Raw genomic sequence first — 14,703 nt, forward strand, 5'->3', positions numbered from 1 at the left:
AAAAACGAATGAACCAGCGTGTCTCCCGTTTCCTGCTGTCCGCGATGTCCTCGGCCGTGCTGGCCGCCTGTACCCTGCCCGCCTGGGCGGTGACGCTCAATATCTCGCTGGACGCCGACCCCGGCAAGCTCGACCCCACGCAGTCCTCCATGCTCAACGAGCGCATCGTCTACCAGAGCATCTTCGACAAGCTGGTGGACCTGGATGGCGAGGGCAAGATCATCCCCATGCTGGCCGAGCGCTGGACCGTGTCCGAGGATCAGAAAACCTACACGCTGTATCTGCGCAAGGGCGTCAAATTCCAGGACGGCACGCCCTTCGATGCCAAGGCGGTGGAATTCAACCTGCTGCGCGGCCAGGAGAAAACCTCCCTGCGCCGCAACGAACTGAAATACGTCAGCAAGATCACGGTGGTGGATGAGCACACCATCAAGCTGGACCTGTCGACGCCCTTCGCGCCCTTCCTCTCCATCCTCACCGATCGCGCCGGCATGATGTCGTCACCGGCCGCCGTGAAGAAATACGGAGAAGACTACGTCAACCATCCGGTCGGTACCGGCCCCTTCGTCTACGAAGGCCGCCTCAAGGGCGCCACCATCACGCTCAAGAAGAATCCCGACTACTGGCGTGCCGGCCTGCCCAAGGTGGATGAAGTGGTCTACAAGATCATGCCGGACGTCAATGTGGCCTTCAACAACCTGCGCAGCGGCCAGGTCGACATCAGCAACCGCTTTCCCTACAAGGAAATCACCAACGTCCCGGCCAACGCCAGCTACACGGTGCTCAACAAGCCGTCGCTGGGCTTCCGTGGCTTCTACATGAACACCGGCAAGCCGCCCTTCGACAAGAAGGAAGTGCGCGAAGCCGTGGATATCCTGATCGACCGCAACGCCATCGCCAAGGTGGTCTACAACAATGCAGTGGCCGCCGGCCATTCGCCCTTCTCCAAGGCGCAGTTTGCCAATGGCCCCAGCGACGTGCCGCCCAAGGTCGACGTGGCCCGCGCCAAGGCCCTGCTCAAGGCCGCCGGCAAGGAAGGCGGCTTCAGCTTCAAGCTGACCCTGCCGACCACGCCCGATGAATTGCAAGTCGGCCAGATGATCCAGGGCATGCTGCGCCCGGCCGGCATCACCGTCACGCTGGAGAAGACCGAACTGGCCACCCAGATTGAGGCCGGCAAGACCGGCAACTTCGAAGGCCTGTTCGTGGGCTGGAGCGGCCGCCCCGATCCGGACCAGAACATCTATGACTTCGTCACCACCAACGGCTCGCTGAACTATTCACACTTCGGGTCCAAGGAGGTGGACGACCTGCTGCAGCAGGCCCGCGTGGAAGGCGACCAGGCCAAGCGCAAGGCGCTCTATGACCAAGCGATGGCGATCCTGGTCAAGGAAGTGCCCTACGTCTACACCGTGCATGACAACGTGCTGTTCGGTATCGCCAAGTCGGTCAAGGGCTTCCAGTACGTGCCCGATGGCGTGATCCGCACTGCGACCGTGTCCAAGTAAGTCCCATGGCCACGACGATCAAGCTGCCCAAGCTGGCCCAGCGCCTGCTGCTGTCGGTCCCTACCCTGCTGCTGGTGAGCATGGTGGTGTTTTCCCTGCTGGCGGTGCTGCCGGGTGATCCGGTGGCCGCCATCCTCGGCATGGAAGCCACGCCGGAAGCGGCCGCCGCCCTGCGCCTGAAACTGGGGCTGGATGATCCGCTGCTGGTGCAGTACGGGCGCTGGCTGTGGGCGGTGCTGCATGGCGACCTGGGCCGCTCCTTCATCGACAACACCCCGGTGGCCGATGCCTTGTGGCAGCGCCTGCCGGTGACCATCGAACTGGCCATCGGCAGCTTCCTGGTGGCGGTCGTCATTGCGGTGCCGGCCGGCATCCTGTCGGCGGCCCGCCCGCGCGGCTGGGCCAATGCGGTCGGCACCTTGATTGCCTTGTTCGGCATGTCAGTACCGCACTTCTGGCTGGGCATGCTGTTCATCATCCTGTTTGCAGTGAAGCTGGGCTGGCTGCCGGCCTCAGGCTTCGTGCCGCTGTCGGTGGACTGGCACGCCAACCTGATCGCCATGATCATGCCCATGGTTGTGACCGGCCTGCGTGAATCGGCCATCCTCATGCGCATGGTGCGCAGCAGTTTGCTGGAAGTGCTCAACGAGGATTACATCCGCACCGCCTTCTCCAAGGGCCTGCGCGACTGGCAGGTGGTGCTGGGCCATGCGCTGCGCAATGCCATGATCCCGGTGGTCACGGCCAGCGGCCTGATGGTCTCGGGCATGCTGGGCGGACTGGTCATCACCGAAAGCATCTTCGGCATTCCCGGCATGGGCAAGATGATCGTCGACGCCATCTTCCAGCGCGACTACGTGACTGTACAGGCCGGTGTACTGGCCGCCACCGTCATGGTGGTCATCGTCAACCTGTGCGTGGACCTGCTCTACAGCGTGATCGACCCGCGCATCGCCCGCTGAAGTCTGCCCAACGCCTCCAACCATGACGTCTCCCGACATGAACTCTCCCTCCCCTGCGCAGGCCCTGCCGGCGCTGCCCCGCTGGCGTACCCTGCGCCGCTTCAGCCGCAACCGTCTGGCGGTGATCGGTGCGGTGATCATCACTGTACTGGTACTGTTGGCCATCACTGCACCGGTACTGGCCCGGTACGATCCCATCTTTGACCAGGACTACGGCAACCTGCTGTCTGGCCCCAGCGCCGAGCACTGGCTCGGTACGGATGACCTGGGCCGCGACATCTACACCCGCATGCTGTACGGTTCGCGCATCTCGCTGCAGGCCGCGCTGATCTCGGTCGGGCTGGCCTTCTCACTGGGCGTGCCCATCGGCATCGTCAGCGGCTACTATCGCGGCGCGGTCGATGCCATCGTCATGCGCGTGGTCGATGCGCTACAAGCCTTTCCTTCGCTGATCCTGGCGCTGGCCCTGGCCGCCGCGCTGGGGGGCGGTTTCTACAACGCCATGGTGGCCGTCGGCATCGGCTTCACCTCGTCCTTCGTGCGGCTGGCACGCGGGCAGGCCATGACCATCCGCAACCTCGACTACGTGATGGCGGCGCGCTCCATCGGTGCCGGGCACCTGCGCATCATGTGGCGCTACATCCTCCCCAATTCGCTGGCGCCCCTGGTGATCCAGGCCACCTTTGCCATGGGCACGGCCATCATCGCCGAAGCCGGGCTGTCCTATCTCGGCCTGGGGGCCAAGCCGGAAGATCCGAGCTGGGGTTCCATGCTGCACATCGCCCAGGGCTACCTGAACACCACGCCGATGCTGGCCATGTGGCCGGGCCTGGCGATCTTCCTGGTGGTGCTGGGCTTCAACCTGCTGGGCGATGGCATCCGTGAAGTGTTCGATCCCAAACTGAGCCGCTGAGGAACCGCCATGCTCACCATCGAGAATCTCAAGATCGAATTCCTCAGCCACGGCCGCCGCGTTGCGCCCGTCGATGGCGTTTCCTTCTCACTGGGCCAGGACGAAACCGTGGGCCTGCTGGGTGAATCCGGCTGCGGCAAGAGCGTCACCTCCCTGTCCATCCTGCGCCTGTTCCCCATGGCCAGCCAGGCCAGGCTGTCGGGTGCGATCCGCTTTGGCGAGCGCGACCTGCTGCAGGCCGATGATGCCACCCTGCGCAGCATCCGCGGCAAGGAGATCGCCATGATCTTCCAGGAGCCGATGACCTCGCTGAACCCGCTGCATCGCATCGGCGAGCAATTGGGCGAGATGCTGCGCATCCACACCTCCCTGCCGCGCCAGGAGATCGACGCCAAGGTCGTCGCCATGCTGGAACGCGTGGGCCTCTCGCGCGCGGCGCAACTGGTGGACGAATATCCGCACAGCCTCTCCGGCGGCATGCGCCAGCGCGTCATGATCGCCATGGCCTTGCTGTGCCAGCCGCGCCTGTTGATCTGCGATGAACCGACGACTGCACTGGACGTGACCATCCAGGCGCAGATCCTCGACCTGATGCGCGACCTCAAGCGCGAGCAGAAGACCTCCATCCTCATGATCACCCACGACTTGGGCGTAGTGGCTGAGATGTGCCAGCGCGTGGTGGTGATGTATGCCGGACAGGTGGTGGAGCAGAGCAGCGTGGAAGATCTTTTCGACCGCCCCGCCCATCCTTATACGCATGCACTGATGCGCGCACGACCGGCGCTGGATGCTACGCCCGGTGCGCCCCTGACCGCCATCCCTGGCAGCGTGCCGCCGCCCGGCACCGTCACGCAAGGCTGCCGCTTCGCCGCTCGTTGCGCGCGCGCCCAGGACATCTGCCGCCAGGAGATGCCGGCATTGGAAAACCTGGGTGATGGCCACAGCGTGCGCTGCTGGTATCCGCATTGAAGGTATAGAAGGCCCGATCATGACGACACTTCCTCCCCTGCTCGAAGTCCACGGACTGAAAAAATATTTCGCTTCCGGCAGCAGCACCGTCAAGGCTGTTGACGATGTCTCCTTCAGCCTGGCTGAAGGCCAGACCCTGGGCCTGGTCGGTGAATCCGGCTGCGGCAAGTCCACCACCGGGCGCAGCGTGCTGCGCCTGATCGAACCCAGCGAAGGCAGCGTGCGCTTCATGGGCCAGGAACTGACCCTGCTGCCCGAGGGCCAGCTGCGCACCATGCGCCGTCACATGCAGATGGTGTTCCAGGACCCGTATGCCTCGCTGAACCCGCGGATGACCATTGGCGAAGTGCTGGAAGAACCCTTGATCGTGCACAAGCTGCACGACCGCGCCACCCGCAAGCGCAAGGTGGCCGAGGCACTGGAGATGGTCGGGCTCAACCCGGCCTACGCGGCGCGCCATCCGCATGAATTCTCCGGTGGCCAGCGCCAGCGCGTAGGCATTGCCCGCGCCATCATCACGCGGCCCAAGCTGGTGGTGGCCGATGAAGCCGTGTCGGCCCTCGATGTCTCGATCCAGGCGCAGATCCTGAATCTTCTGCGTGAGTTGCAGCAGGAGCTGGGGTTGACCTATCTTTTCGTCTCGCACGACCTGGCCGTGATCCGCCATGTCAGCGACAGCATCGGCGTGATGTATCTCGGACGCATGGTGGAATCGGGCACATGTGAAGAGGTCTACACCCGGCCGCGCCATCCCTACACGCAGGCGCTGCTGTCGGCCATACCACGTGAACATCCGCGCCAACAGCGTGAGCGCATCATCCTGCAGGGCAGCATCCCCAACCCGGCCGCCCCGCCCTCGGGCTGTCATTTCCATCCACGCTGCCCGTCCTGCATGGAGGTGTGCAAGACCGAAGCACCGCCTGCGGTCAAGGTCAGTGCCACCCATACCGTAGCCTGCCACCTGAGCCGGACCGAGCTGACGCTGCGCCCCACGTAATACGCAAGCTACCCGATAAAATACGCCCCTGAACCAAGAACGAGAGACCGCCATGCCCGCCTTCCCCGACTTCAGCAGCAACCACTATCCCTACTTCTCCCGCCGCAGCGCCGTCTATGCCCGGCGCGGCATGGTGGCGACCTCGCAGCCGCTGGCCGCGCAGGCCGGGCTGGAAGTCCTGCAGCGCGGCGGCAATGCCATCGATGCAGCCATCGCAGCGGCGGCCGCCTTGACGGTGGTGGAACCGACCGCCAACGGCATCGGTGGCGATGCCTTCGCGCTGGTCTGGCATGGCGGCAAGCTGCATGGCCTGAATGCCAGCGGCCCGGCGCCGCAATCGATTTCCGCCGACAAGCTCACCAGCGCCAGCCTGAAGGACGTGCCCAAGTACGGTGCCCTGCCCGTGACCGTGCCCGGCACGCCCAGTGCCTGGGCCGCGATGGCCAAGCGCTTCGGCAAGCTGGCGCTGACTGATTCCATGGCCGGTGCCATCACCCTGGCGCGCGAGGGCTTCCCGGTCTCGCCGATGGTGGCGCATGCCTGGCAGGTAGCGCAGCAGAACTTCAGGCGCGAGTTCAAGGAGCCGCATTTCCAATCGTGGTTCGATACCTTCTGCGTCGACGGCCAGGCACCGCAAGCCGGCCAGCTGTGGCGCTCGGCGGGCCATGCCGCCACCCTGCAGGCGATTGCCGAGGACAATGCCGAGGGCTTCTATCGCGGTGCCCTGGCCGAAAAGATTGCGGCCTTCCTGCAGCAGGCCGGCGGCTACATGCAGGCCTCCGACCTGGCCGCCTTCCAGCCGGAATGGGTGGACCCCATCGGCGTGAATTATCGCGGATATGACGTTTGGGAAATCCCCCCCAATGGCCACGGCATGGTGGCCCTGATGGCGCTGAACCTGCTGAAGGCTTACGACTTCTCCGAGCGCGACACGCTGGCGACCTACCACCGCCAGATCGAAGCCATCAAGCTGGCCTACGCCGATGGCCTCGCCCATATCGCCGATCCCGCGCACATGAAGGTGACGGTGGAGCAATTGCTCTCGGACGCCTATGCCGATGAGCGCCGCAAGCTGATCGGTCCGCGCGCCACGCTGCCGGTAGCCGGCGACCCGTCGCGCGGCGGCACCGTGTACCTGTGCACGGCCGATGCCGAGGGCAACATGGTGTCCTTCATCCAGAGCAACTACATGGGCTTCGGCTCGGGCCTGGTGGTACCGGGCACCGGCATTGCGCTCCACAATCGCGGCAACAATTTCACGCTGGAAGCCGGGCATCCCAATGTGCTGGCACCGGGCAAGCGTCCGTATCACACCATCATTCCCGGCTTCATGACGCGCAATGGCCAGGCCGTCGGCCCCTTCGGCGTGATGGGCGGTTTCATGCAGCCGCAGGGCCACGTGCAGATGGTGATGAACACCGTCGACTTCGGCCTCAACCCGCAAGCCGCGCTGGATGCGCCGCGCTGGGAATGGGAAAAAGGAAACAAGGTCAGCATCGAACACAGCACGGCCGAACATCTCTTCCGTGGACTGGGCGGGCTGGGCCATGAAGTGGCGTGGTCGGGCAACCAGCTGGGCTTCGGCCGTGGCCAGATCATCTGGCGCAATGACGAAGGCGTACTGTGCGGCGGCACCGAACCGCGTACCGATGGCAGCGTGGCCGCCTGGTAAAGAAAGCCCATCGTGAAAAGCCTGGCTGCTCCCGCCCCCGCCGCTGACGCCGGCGCGCTCGCCTCCGATCTTGAGGGCGAAGACGCGCTGGTGCGCAATGGCTCCCTGCCCGAATATGTCTACGCGCAATTGCGGCAGGACATTTTCGACATGCGCCTCTTGCCCGGCGACCAGATCACCGAAACCGAAATCGCGGCGTATTTCAAGGTCTCGCGCACGCCGGTGCGGCAGGCGCTGCAACGCCTGCAGAACGATGGCCTGATGCAGGGCTATGTACGCGGTGGCTGGGAGGTGGTGCCGATCGACTTCAAGCGTTTTTCCGATCTCTATGAAATGCGCAAGCTCATCGAGACGCACGCCGTGCGCCGCCTGTGTGCGCAAGCCGGAGACCAGTCGGTGCTGGCCGGTCTGCGCGCCACCTGGTGCGTGGCCGCCGAGGCACGCGAACCGGATGGACCCAAGGCGGCCCTGCTCGATGAAGTCTTCCACCAGACGCTGGTGCGCGCGGCCGGCAACCAGGAGATGGCAGAGTCGTTCGACCGTCTCACCGACCGCATCCGCATCGTGCGGCGGCTGGATTTCCTGTACGGTGATTGCCTGCACTCGACCTACGAGGAACATGCCGCCATCCTCGACAGCATCGCCGCCGGCGACGCCGAGGGCGCGATGCGCCTGATGGGTGAGCACATCGATGGCAGCCATGCGGAGGTCAACCAGATCACCTTGCATCGGCTGCACAGTGCGCGGGCCACGGCGACCACCAAGCCGCCGGCTTATGTGTCGGTGCGGGTGCGGCGGTCATTCTGACCGATGCTGACCAGGCACTGAAAGCCTGGCGCTGCTGTGTTAGGCTTCCCGCCTGACTTCAATTTGCCAAGCGGGGAGACACACATGAAAGTTGCCGTGATGGGCGCAGGTGCCGTGGGATGTTATTTCGCCGGGATGCTGGCGCGGGCAGGACACGATGTGGTCCTGGTGGGCCGGCCGCAGCACGTGGAGGCATTCAATACCAAGGGCCTGCGGCTGGAAGCCAAAACCTTCGATGAGACCATCCCCGTCGAGGCCAGCACCGATCCCGCCATCGTGGCGGGTGCCGACCTGGTGCTCTTCTGCGTCAAATCCCCCGATACCGAAACCGCTGGCGCGCAACTGCGTCCGCACCTCGCCCCCGATACGCTGGTGCTGACCCTGCAGAACGGCACCGACAATGCCGAGCGCCTGCGCACGGTGATCCCGCAGCCGGTCTCGGCGGCGGTAGTCTACGTGGCCACCGAGATGGCCGGACCCGGCCACGTCAAGCACCACGGCCGTGGCGAGCTGGTGATCGAACCGGCCGCACGCAGTCAGCAGGCGGCCGAGGCCCTGATTGCGGCGGGCGTGCCAACCGAAATTTCCGAGAACGTGCGCGGAGCGCTATGGTTGAAACTCATCATCAACTGCGCCTACAACGCGCTTTCAGCCATCACCCAGCTCCCCTACGGCAAGCTGGTCGAAGGCGTGGGCGTGCTGGAAGTGATGGGCCATCTGGTCAGCGAATGCAAGGCCGTGGCCGCCGCCGAGGGCGTGACCCTGGCGGGGGATGTGGACGTGGCCATCCGCAAGATCATCGAGACCATGCCCACGCAATTCTCTTCCACCGCGCAGGATGTGGCGCGCGGCAAGCCCAGCGAAATCGATCACCTCAACGGCTACATCGTGCGGCGGGGACAGGCGCATGGCATTGCCACGCCGGTCAACCTGACCGTGCATGCGCTGGTTAAACTAATCGAACGAAAATAATTAGCAAACTTACCCACAATACTTACTTATGAATTACATTATTTATTGTGTTTATAAATGTATTCAGGGGAAAGAACAATGGAGGAAGTTTCTATCGAGGGATTTGAGACGGGAAATATCCGTCGAAATTTAGCCCTCCTACTCGATTCAGGGGCATGTAACTCTGAAGTAATAACAACGATAAAAAGAGCCGACAATTTCGCTCCAATCGAATGTGAAATAATTGACTATAAAGAATCGCTTCCGGCAGATGCCTTCGGTGTCTGCAAACTGATTAGACATATCGTTGCCTTTTTCAATACGTATGGCGGCTACATAGTTTTTGGCGTTGAAGAGACTAAAGCGGAAACTGAGTTTTTGATCTGCGGATGCGACACCAGCACATTTGATCTAAAAAAAATAAAAGACAAAATTTACTCTTATGTAGGCATACATATAGCGCTTAGCTCTTGGTCGCACACTGATGAAAATGGACGAACAATTTTAATTCTCTATATTCCAAAAAGAATTGGAGAAGCCCCAGCGTATTTTGGCAAAGAAAGTGCGACCGACTCAAAGGGTAAATTTGCTTTCAGAAAAGGAGACACTTACCTTCGCTTAGGAGACAACTCGGAGCCAGCCAGTGGACCGGAGTTTGCTTTTCTTTTTAGCAAGCGCGAATGCAGGTATTTAATTTCAAATCTCGATCACATAAAGAAAAAAACGGAAACACTGGAACATAATCTCCCAGACCGCAATTTTATTTGCCCAAAATTTATCGGCAGAAAAAAAGTTATTGAATCTTTATGGTCTTGGTTCGCAGACGAATTCTCGTACGTCAGAGTCCTAGCTGGAGAAGGAGGGCTAGGCAAAAGTTCGATTGCGTACGAATTTGCCCAACAAGTTTGCGCAACAGGGCCTATAGGCTTGCAGCGCGTATTGTGGGTTACCGCGAAAAAAGAGCAATTCATAGCGGATGTTGACAAGTTTATCCAAGTGCCTGAGACCCACTACGGTTCTTATATCAGCCTGTTAGAAAGATTATGCGTTGAATCGGCCATCTCGCTAGATGAACTAAGTGGAGCAGACGATAAGCTCTTGAGACGCTTTCTAAAAGACGCGCTAGAAATCTTTCCCACTCTTGTCATTATTGACGACGTCGACTCTCTTTCTAAAGACGACCAAAGGCGCGTACTTGAACTGGCTATGCAGTTAGGAAAAACGAACTCAAGGTTCTTACTTACCACCCGGATGAACCTGACCTACTCACGCGATATTGCCATTGAAATCGAAGGATTAATCGAGGAGGAGTATCGAGACTACATTGCCCTACTGAGCGAAAGGTTCAAAGGCCCCCAGCTATCGCCAAAGGATATAGCTGCATTCCAGTCGACAACCCATGGATCTCCACTTTTTACTGATTCGTTATACCGTTTGGTTCGCAGAGGACAGTCTTGCAAAGCCGCTGCAGAAGAATGGAAAGGAAGGAAGGGCGTTGAAGCAAGATCTGCAGCCTTACAAAGGGAGATCACTAGCTTAAAGGTTGAGAGCAAACGCGTCTTACTCGCGGCAGCGATTCTACATAGTTGCTCCCTGACAGAACTTCGCCAAGCGACTCAATACACAGTTGAAACCTTAGAAGAAGCGATCGATGAGCTGTCGGCACTTTTCCTAATTTCCGCTCCAAGAATCGGTAGAGAGCCGAGATATGAAGTGCTGGATACTGTTGCAATTTTGGTTTTACAGATAAAGGATTCGCTAGTACCCGACCATGCCAAGTTCTCGGAATCTGTTCTCAAACTAAGAAAGACCATTCCGGGAACGCCATCCGTTAACCAAAATACTCTCGTCGGAAATGCAATCAATGAGGCTCTTGCGTTCATTAGGGCAGGGAACCCCGCAGAAGCATTAAACACCGTGACTATTGCGCAGCGAAGAAGCAAGTACCATCCGGATTTATATGTAATGCAGGGGAAATGTCTTCTCCTACTTGATCGACCCCGGTACGACGACGCACGCAAGGCACTACAAAAAGCATACGACGGGAAGGTCAGAAAACCTCTTCTTTTCGATCTCTGGTACGAAGCAGAAACGCAGCTAAACCACTCCGTAGGCGCATTGGCAGTCAGCGATATTGCCATCACAGATCGAATTGAACCGCAAGGCCAATGGAATGTTAACCGAGCCGTAGCATTAATAGGTGTAGCAAAGGATCATGAGAAGGCTGGTTACTTTGATAGCGCAATGAAGAGTTATGATCAAGCCGCCGACTCCGCGTTTGCTTCGTTAAACTTGATAAATCCTTCTGAACAACAAGGTGTAAAAGACGTCTTATTTGAAATTCACGATGCTATTTTTAGACAAACGAAATTTTTAAATCATACGCCCACCATTTACTTCGATACAGCTCAATATGTCCTTCGCATGACAGAAAGAAAGGATATCCGAAGGATTACACTATCAAGGTTGGTTGATTGTCTTGAGAATGGATCAAGAGAACTATCGAATATTCGCGGTAGTCTCTTCACCTTGTTAGTTAGCGAAAGAGAATCTCTTAAAGAGAAAGTGATCTCAACGTTCCAGAAAGCGAAGAAATTTCGTCAAAATGATGAAGCGTTCCTTGATGATCTGAGAATTCGGCTAACGCGACTTTAGGCCGAATCGACATTCACCGCAGCCACTCGAGTGGCTGCGCGTCGCTATTGCTTGAGGCGAGCAAAGCAGCGCTCGATGCGATTGCGTAGCCGCTAGCGGGCCTTGTCGAACACGCGCGGTTGTTGGCAACTTCACGGCGGAATTATCGCCTCGCTGCCTAGGCTCTCGATCAGTTTGATCAGTTCACGGCTATCATAGCCCTTGTCGGCCTGACGTATTGGGGGATTGAAGCTTGCTAGTGGAGCTAAGGCTAAGGCCTGGCCGAAGCCACTGCGCTGCCCGCACGTTAGCAAAATGCGCACCAGACATCGATTCAGCCTAGCGAGGCGAGACGCCGTCGCTCACTCGTTCCGTTCCCGAAAAACAGGATAAAAGCCCGTTTCAGCAAACGTAAACAGAATCCAATTAACGCAGAATTGAAGACATCGCCGACAAACTGTTGAGCACCCGCACCGCATATTCCGCCGTGGGCGCATCGAATTCGACGGTGACGTTGTCGGTACGTTCAAGAATCGGCAACTGGCTGAAGAGGTCAGTCAGCGCCACCGTCTGCGCCTGCAGGCGGCAACGCAGCGGGCCGCGCAGGGGCAGTACCGGCATGGCTGCCGGGTTGGCCACCAGCGCGGTGACCGCCTGGTGGGCGCGTTCTTCGAGCAGCACGCAGGACTGCTGGGGCGTGAGCGAATCGCCGCTGTTGGCACCATAGGCCTTCTTGGTTTCAGCAAAGACGGCATGCGGAAACAGCGGTGCATTCTCTTCGATGAAGGCATCGTCGCCGCTGCCGAAGATCACCGGCACGCCATGTTCGGCCGCCAGTGCGCCATACAGCCCGGCCTCGCCCAGCTCCTGCCCGCCCAGCCACACGCGGGCGAAGGCAAAGCTGTTGGTGGTGTGCGCCAGGATGCCGCGTCCTTGCGCGCGCGAGTGGTAACCCACCAGCATGACCGCATCGATATCGTGATCCACGCCGCCCATCATGCCCAGCACACGCGGCTTGCCCAGCACCATGCGCGCCTCGGGATGCAGCAGGTCCGGCAGCAGGTTGCGGAAGCCGCCATGCGAATCGTTGACCTTGATGGCCGTTGCACCCGCCGCCAGTGCGCCACGGATGACGGCATTGGCCTCTTCGGTCATCCAGCGCCGGGCGCGTTCGTATTCGCCATTGCCGGCGCGGGTCTGCTCGGTGTGGAAGACCCCGGCCACGCCTTCGATGTCGACGGAAACCAGGATGTTGGCACGCTTGTTCATGAGGCGGTCTTTCAGGGGAAGCAATTCAGGAATTCAGGAAGCCAGGCGCTCGCGCAGGCTCACACGGACATGGCCATCACGTCCGTGCACGGTCTCGGCTGCAAAGAGCGCATGCACGATGGCTTGTTCGACGCAATCAGCGACGGCATGGAACAGCGGGTCCAGCAGATGATCGGCCAGCAGCGCCAGGTGCAGGCAATCGGCCTCGGCCTCGATGGTCTGGGCCGTGGAGAAGGCCAGCGCAATATCGCCGCTGCCATGGCCGTAGGCGGACCCGGTGCGCGCCAGTCCGGCCCCGGCGCGGGTGGCCAGGCGTTTCAACTGCCGCGCATCCAGCGGCGCATCGGTGGCCAGGATCATGATGATGGAGCCCTTTTCGGGCGCGGTGTCGGGTGTCTCGCTGGCCGCCAATCGCGCGCCCAGCGGATCGCCCGCCAGGATCAATTCGGGCAGTCGCCCGAAGTTGGAGAGGACCAGCGCGCCGACGGTATAGGACTGCTCCGACGAATCCAAGGCAGCCACGCGCGAAGCGGTACCGATACCGCCTTTCAAACCAAAGCTGGACATGCCCCGTCCCGCCCCAACCGCGCCTTGCAGAACCTCGACCGACAAGGCTGCCATCGCTGCCTCAAAATGCTCGGGCTGCACGGCCATGGCCTGCAAGTCGTTGAGATAGCCGTCATTGCATTCCAGCACCAGCCCGTTGACCGTAGGCAGGCTGCGTCCGCATTCCGGATTGCCGCGCACCGTGTGAGCGATTTGCGCATTGAGCAGCGTCCCCACGGCAAAGGTGTTGGAGAGCGCGATGGGCGTTTCCAGCAAACCCAGTTCTTCCAGCTGCACCAGCCCCGCACTCTTGCCAAAGCCATTGATGACGGCCGCCGCTGCCGGCAGCTTTTGGGTGAAGAGATTGCCGCCATGCGGCGCAATCACGGTCACCCCGGTCTGCACCGCACCGGCATCGAGGGTGCAGTGACCGACGCGCACACCCTCCACATCGGTGATGCTGTTGCGCGCACCGGCGGGCAAGCGGCCAATATATGGCACCTGCGGCGGCACCTGCAGGTTCATCATCAGCGCTGGTCGATCTTGGGATCGAGCGCGTCGCGCAAGCCGTCGCCCAGCAGGTTGAAGGCCAGCACGGTCAGGAAGATCGCGATGCTGGGCACCAGCGCCACGTGCGGCGAGGTGACCATGTCGGCGCGGGCTTCGTTCAGCATCAGGCCCCACTCGGGTGTGGGCGATTGCGCGCCCAGGCCGAGGAAGGACAGGCCGGCCGCCGTGATGATGGAGGTGCCGATACGCATGGTGAAATACACCACGATGGCCGAGATGGTGCCAGGGAAAATGTGCTTCCACATGATGGTGGTGTCGGACGCACCAATGCTGCGGGTGGCCTCGATATAGGTCAGGTTTTTCAGCTGCAGCGTATTGCCGCGCACCAGGCGCGCAAAGGCCGGGATACTGAACACCGACACCGAGATGATGACGTTGATCATGCCGCCGCCCAGGATGGCGACGATACCGATGGCCAGCAGGATGCCGGGGAAGGCGAACAGCACGTCGCAGATGCGCATGACGATGCGGTCCCACCAGCCTTCATAGTAGCCGGCCAGCAAGCCGAAGACGGTACCGATCACGGCACCGATGGCCACCGAGAAGAAGCCCGAGGCCAGCGAGATGCGCGCCCCCATCAGGATGCGGCTGAAGATGTCGCGGCCCAGCGAATCGACGCCGAACCAGTGGGTCCAGGTCGGCGGCGAATTGAGGGCGTCGTAGTCGAAGAAGTTTTCGGCATCGAAGGGCACGATCCAGGGCGCCAGGATGGCGATCAGAATCAGCAGCAGGATGAACACGCCCGCATAGACGGCCAGGCGCTGCTTCTTGAACTTGCGCCAGAACTCGCGCCACGGGGTGCGAATCTTCTGGCCGGAGGCGGCGACTGCAGCCGGATCGGGCGGCGGCAGCGGCGCGCCGGTTTCGGAGGTAGTGGCCAGAGGCGAATTGGAGAGCGACATGAT

General features: G+C 60.7%; 12 protein-coding genes. 9 read left to right on the forward strand and 3 right to left on the reverse strand.

Features of this window, described 5'->3' with window-relative positions; all coding sequences use genetic code 11:
* The first annotated feature begins 8 nt into the window (after positions 1-8).
* From MKD49_RS10900 to MKD49_RS10940, 9 genes are all read left to right on the forward strand, one after another.
* Entirely contained in the window at positions 9-1,508 is a 1,500-nt protein-coding gene (locus MKD49_RS10900; protein ID WP_252696264.1) for an ABC transporter substrate-binding protein, read from the forward strand.
* Positions 1,509-1,513: 5 nt separating this feature from the next.
* Positions 1,514-2,470: an ABC transporter permease gene (locus tag MKD49_RS10905; protein ID WP_209533253.1), complete on the forward strand. Its 957-nt coding sequence runs from the start codon at positions 1,514-1,516 to the stop codon at positions 2,468-2,470.
* A gap of 37 nt (positions 2,471-2,507) precedes the next feature.
* The gene (locus MKD49_RS10910; protein WP_227022618.1) at positions 2,508-3,383 is read left to right on the forward strand and encodes an ABC transporter permease; all 876 of its coding nucleotides are present in this window, start codon (positions 2,508-2,510) and stop codon (positions 3,381-3,383) included.
* 9 nt (positions 3,384-3,392) lie between these two features.
* The gene (locus MKD49_RS10915; RefSeq protein ID WP_252696265.1) at positions 3,393-4,352 is read left to right on the forward strand and encodes an ABC transporter ATP-binding protein; all 960 of its coding nucleotides are present in this window, start codon (positions 3,393-3,395) and stop codon (positions 4,350-4,352) included.
* Positions 4,353-4,371: 19 nt separating this feature from the next.
* A complete protein-coding gene (locus MKD49_RS10920) occupies positions 4,372-5,349 on the forward strand; it encodes an ABC transporter ATP-binding protein (protein ID WP_252696266.1) in 978 nt (325 codons plus the stop codon).
* Positions 5,350-5,401: 52 nt separating this feature from the next.
* Positions 5,402-7,021 carry a gamma-glutamyltransferase family protein gene (locus tag MKD49_RS10925; RefSeq protein WP_252696267.1) on the forward strand — a complete coding sequence of 540 codons (1,620 nt, stop codon included), beginning with the start codon at positions 5,402-5,404 and terminating at the stop codon, positions 7,019-7,021.
* A 12-nt stretch (positions 7,022-7,033) separates the two neighbouring features.
* Complete coding sequence (locus MKD49_RS10930) at positions 7,034-7,828, forward strand: FCD domain-containing protein (protein WP_252696268.1); 795 nt, start codon at positions 7,034-7,036, stop codon at positions 7,826-7,828.
* Between the two features lie 84 nt (positions 7,829-7,912).
* Entirely contained in the window at positions 7,913-8,800 is an 888-nt protein-coding gene (locus MKD49_RS10935; protein WP_252696269.1) for a ketopantoate reductase family protein, read from the forward strand.
* A gap of 78 nt (positions 8,801-8,878) precedes the next feature.
* Entirely contained in the window at positions 8,879-11,434 is a 2,556-nt protein-coding gene (locus MKD49_RS10940; RefSeq protein WP_252696270.1) for an RNA-binding domain-containing protein, read from the forward strand.
* A gap of 405 nt (positions 11,435-11,839) precedes the next feature.
* Here MKD49_RS10940 and MKD49_RS10945 read toward each other — a convergent pair whose 3' ends face one another.
* Genes MKD49_RS10945 through gsiD form a run of 3 tightly spaced genes read right to left on the reverse strand, consistent with a single transcriptional unit; the run spans position 11,840 to position 14,700 of the window.
* Positions 11,840-12,682: a M55 family metallopeptidase gene (locus MKD49_RS10945; protein ID WP_252696271.1), complete on the reverse strand. Its 843-nt coding sequence runs from the start codon at positions 12,680-12,682 to the stop codon at positions 11,840-11,842.
* 33 nt (positions 12,683-12,715) lie between these two features.
* Positions 12,716-13,756: a P1 family peptidase gene (locus MKD49_RS10950; RefSeq protein ID WP_252696272.1), complete on the reverse strand. Its 1,041-nt coding sequence runs from the start codon at positions 13,754-13,756 to the stop codon at positions 12,716-12,718.
* Positions 13,756-14,700, reverse strand: a complete 945-nt coding sequence (gene gsiD, locus MKD49_RS10955; protein WP_034337513.1) for a glutathione ABC transporter permease GsiD — start codon at positions 14,698-14,700, stop codon at positions 13,756-13,758. The genes MKD49_RS10950 and gsiD overlap by 1 nt, the downstream gene beginning before the upstream one ends.
* Positions 14,701-14,703: the final 3 nt, after the last annotated feature.

Origin of the sequence: Herbaspirillum sp. WGmk3, assembly GCF_023952535.1 — a bacterium.
In the GTDB taxonomy this organism is placed as follows: domain Bacteria; phylum Pseudomonadota; class Gammaproteobacteria; order Burkholderiales; family Burkholderiaceae_D; genus Herbaspirillum; species Herbaspirillum huttiense.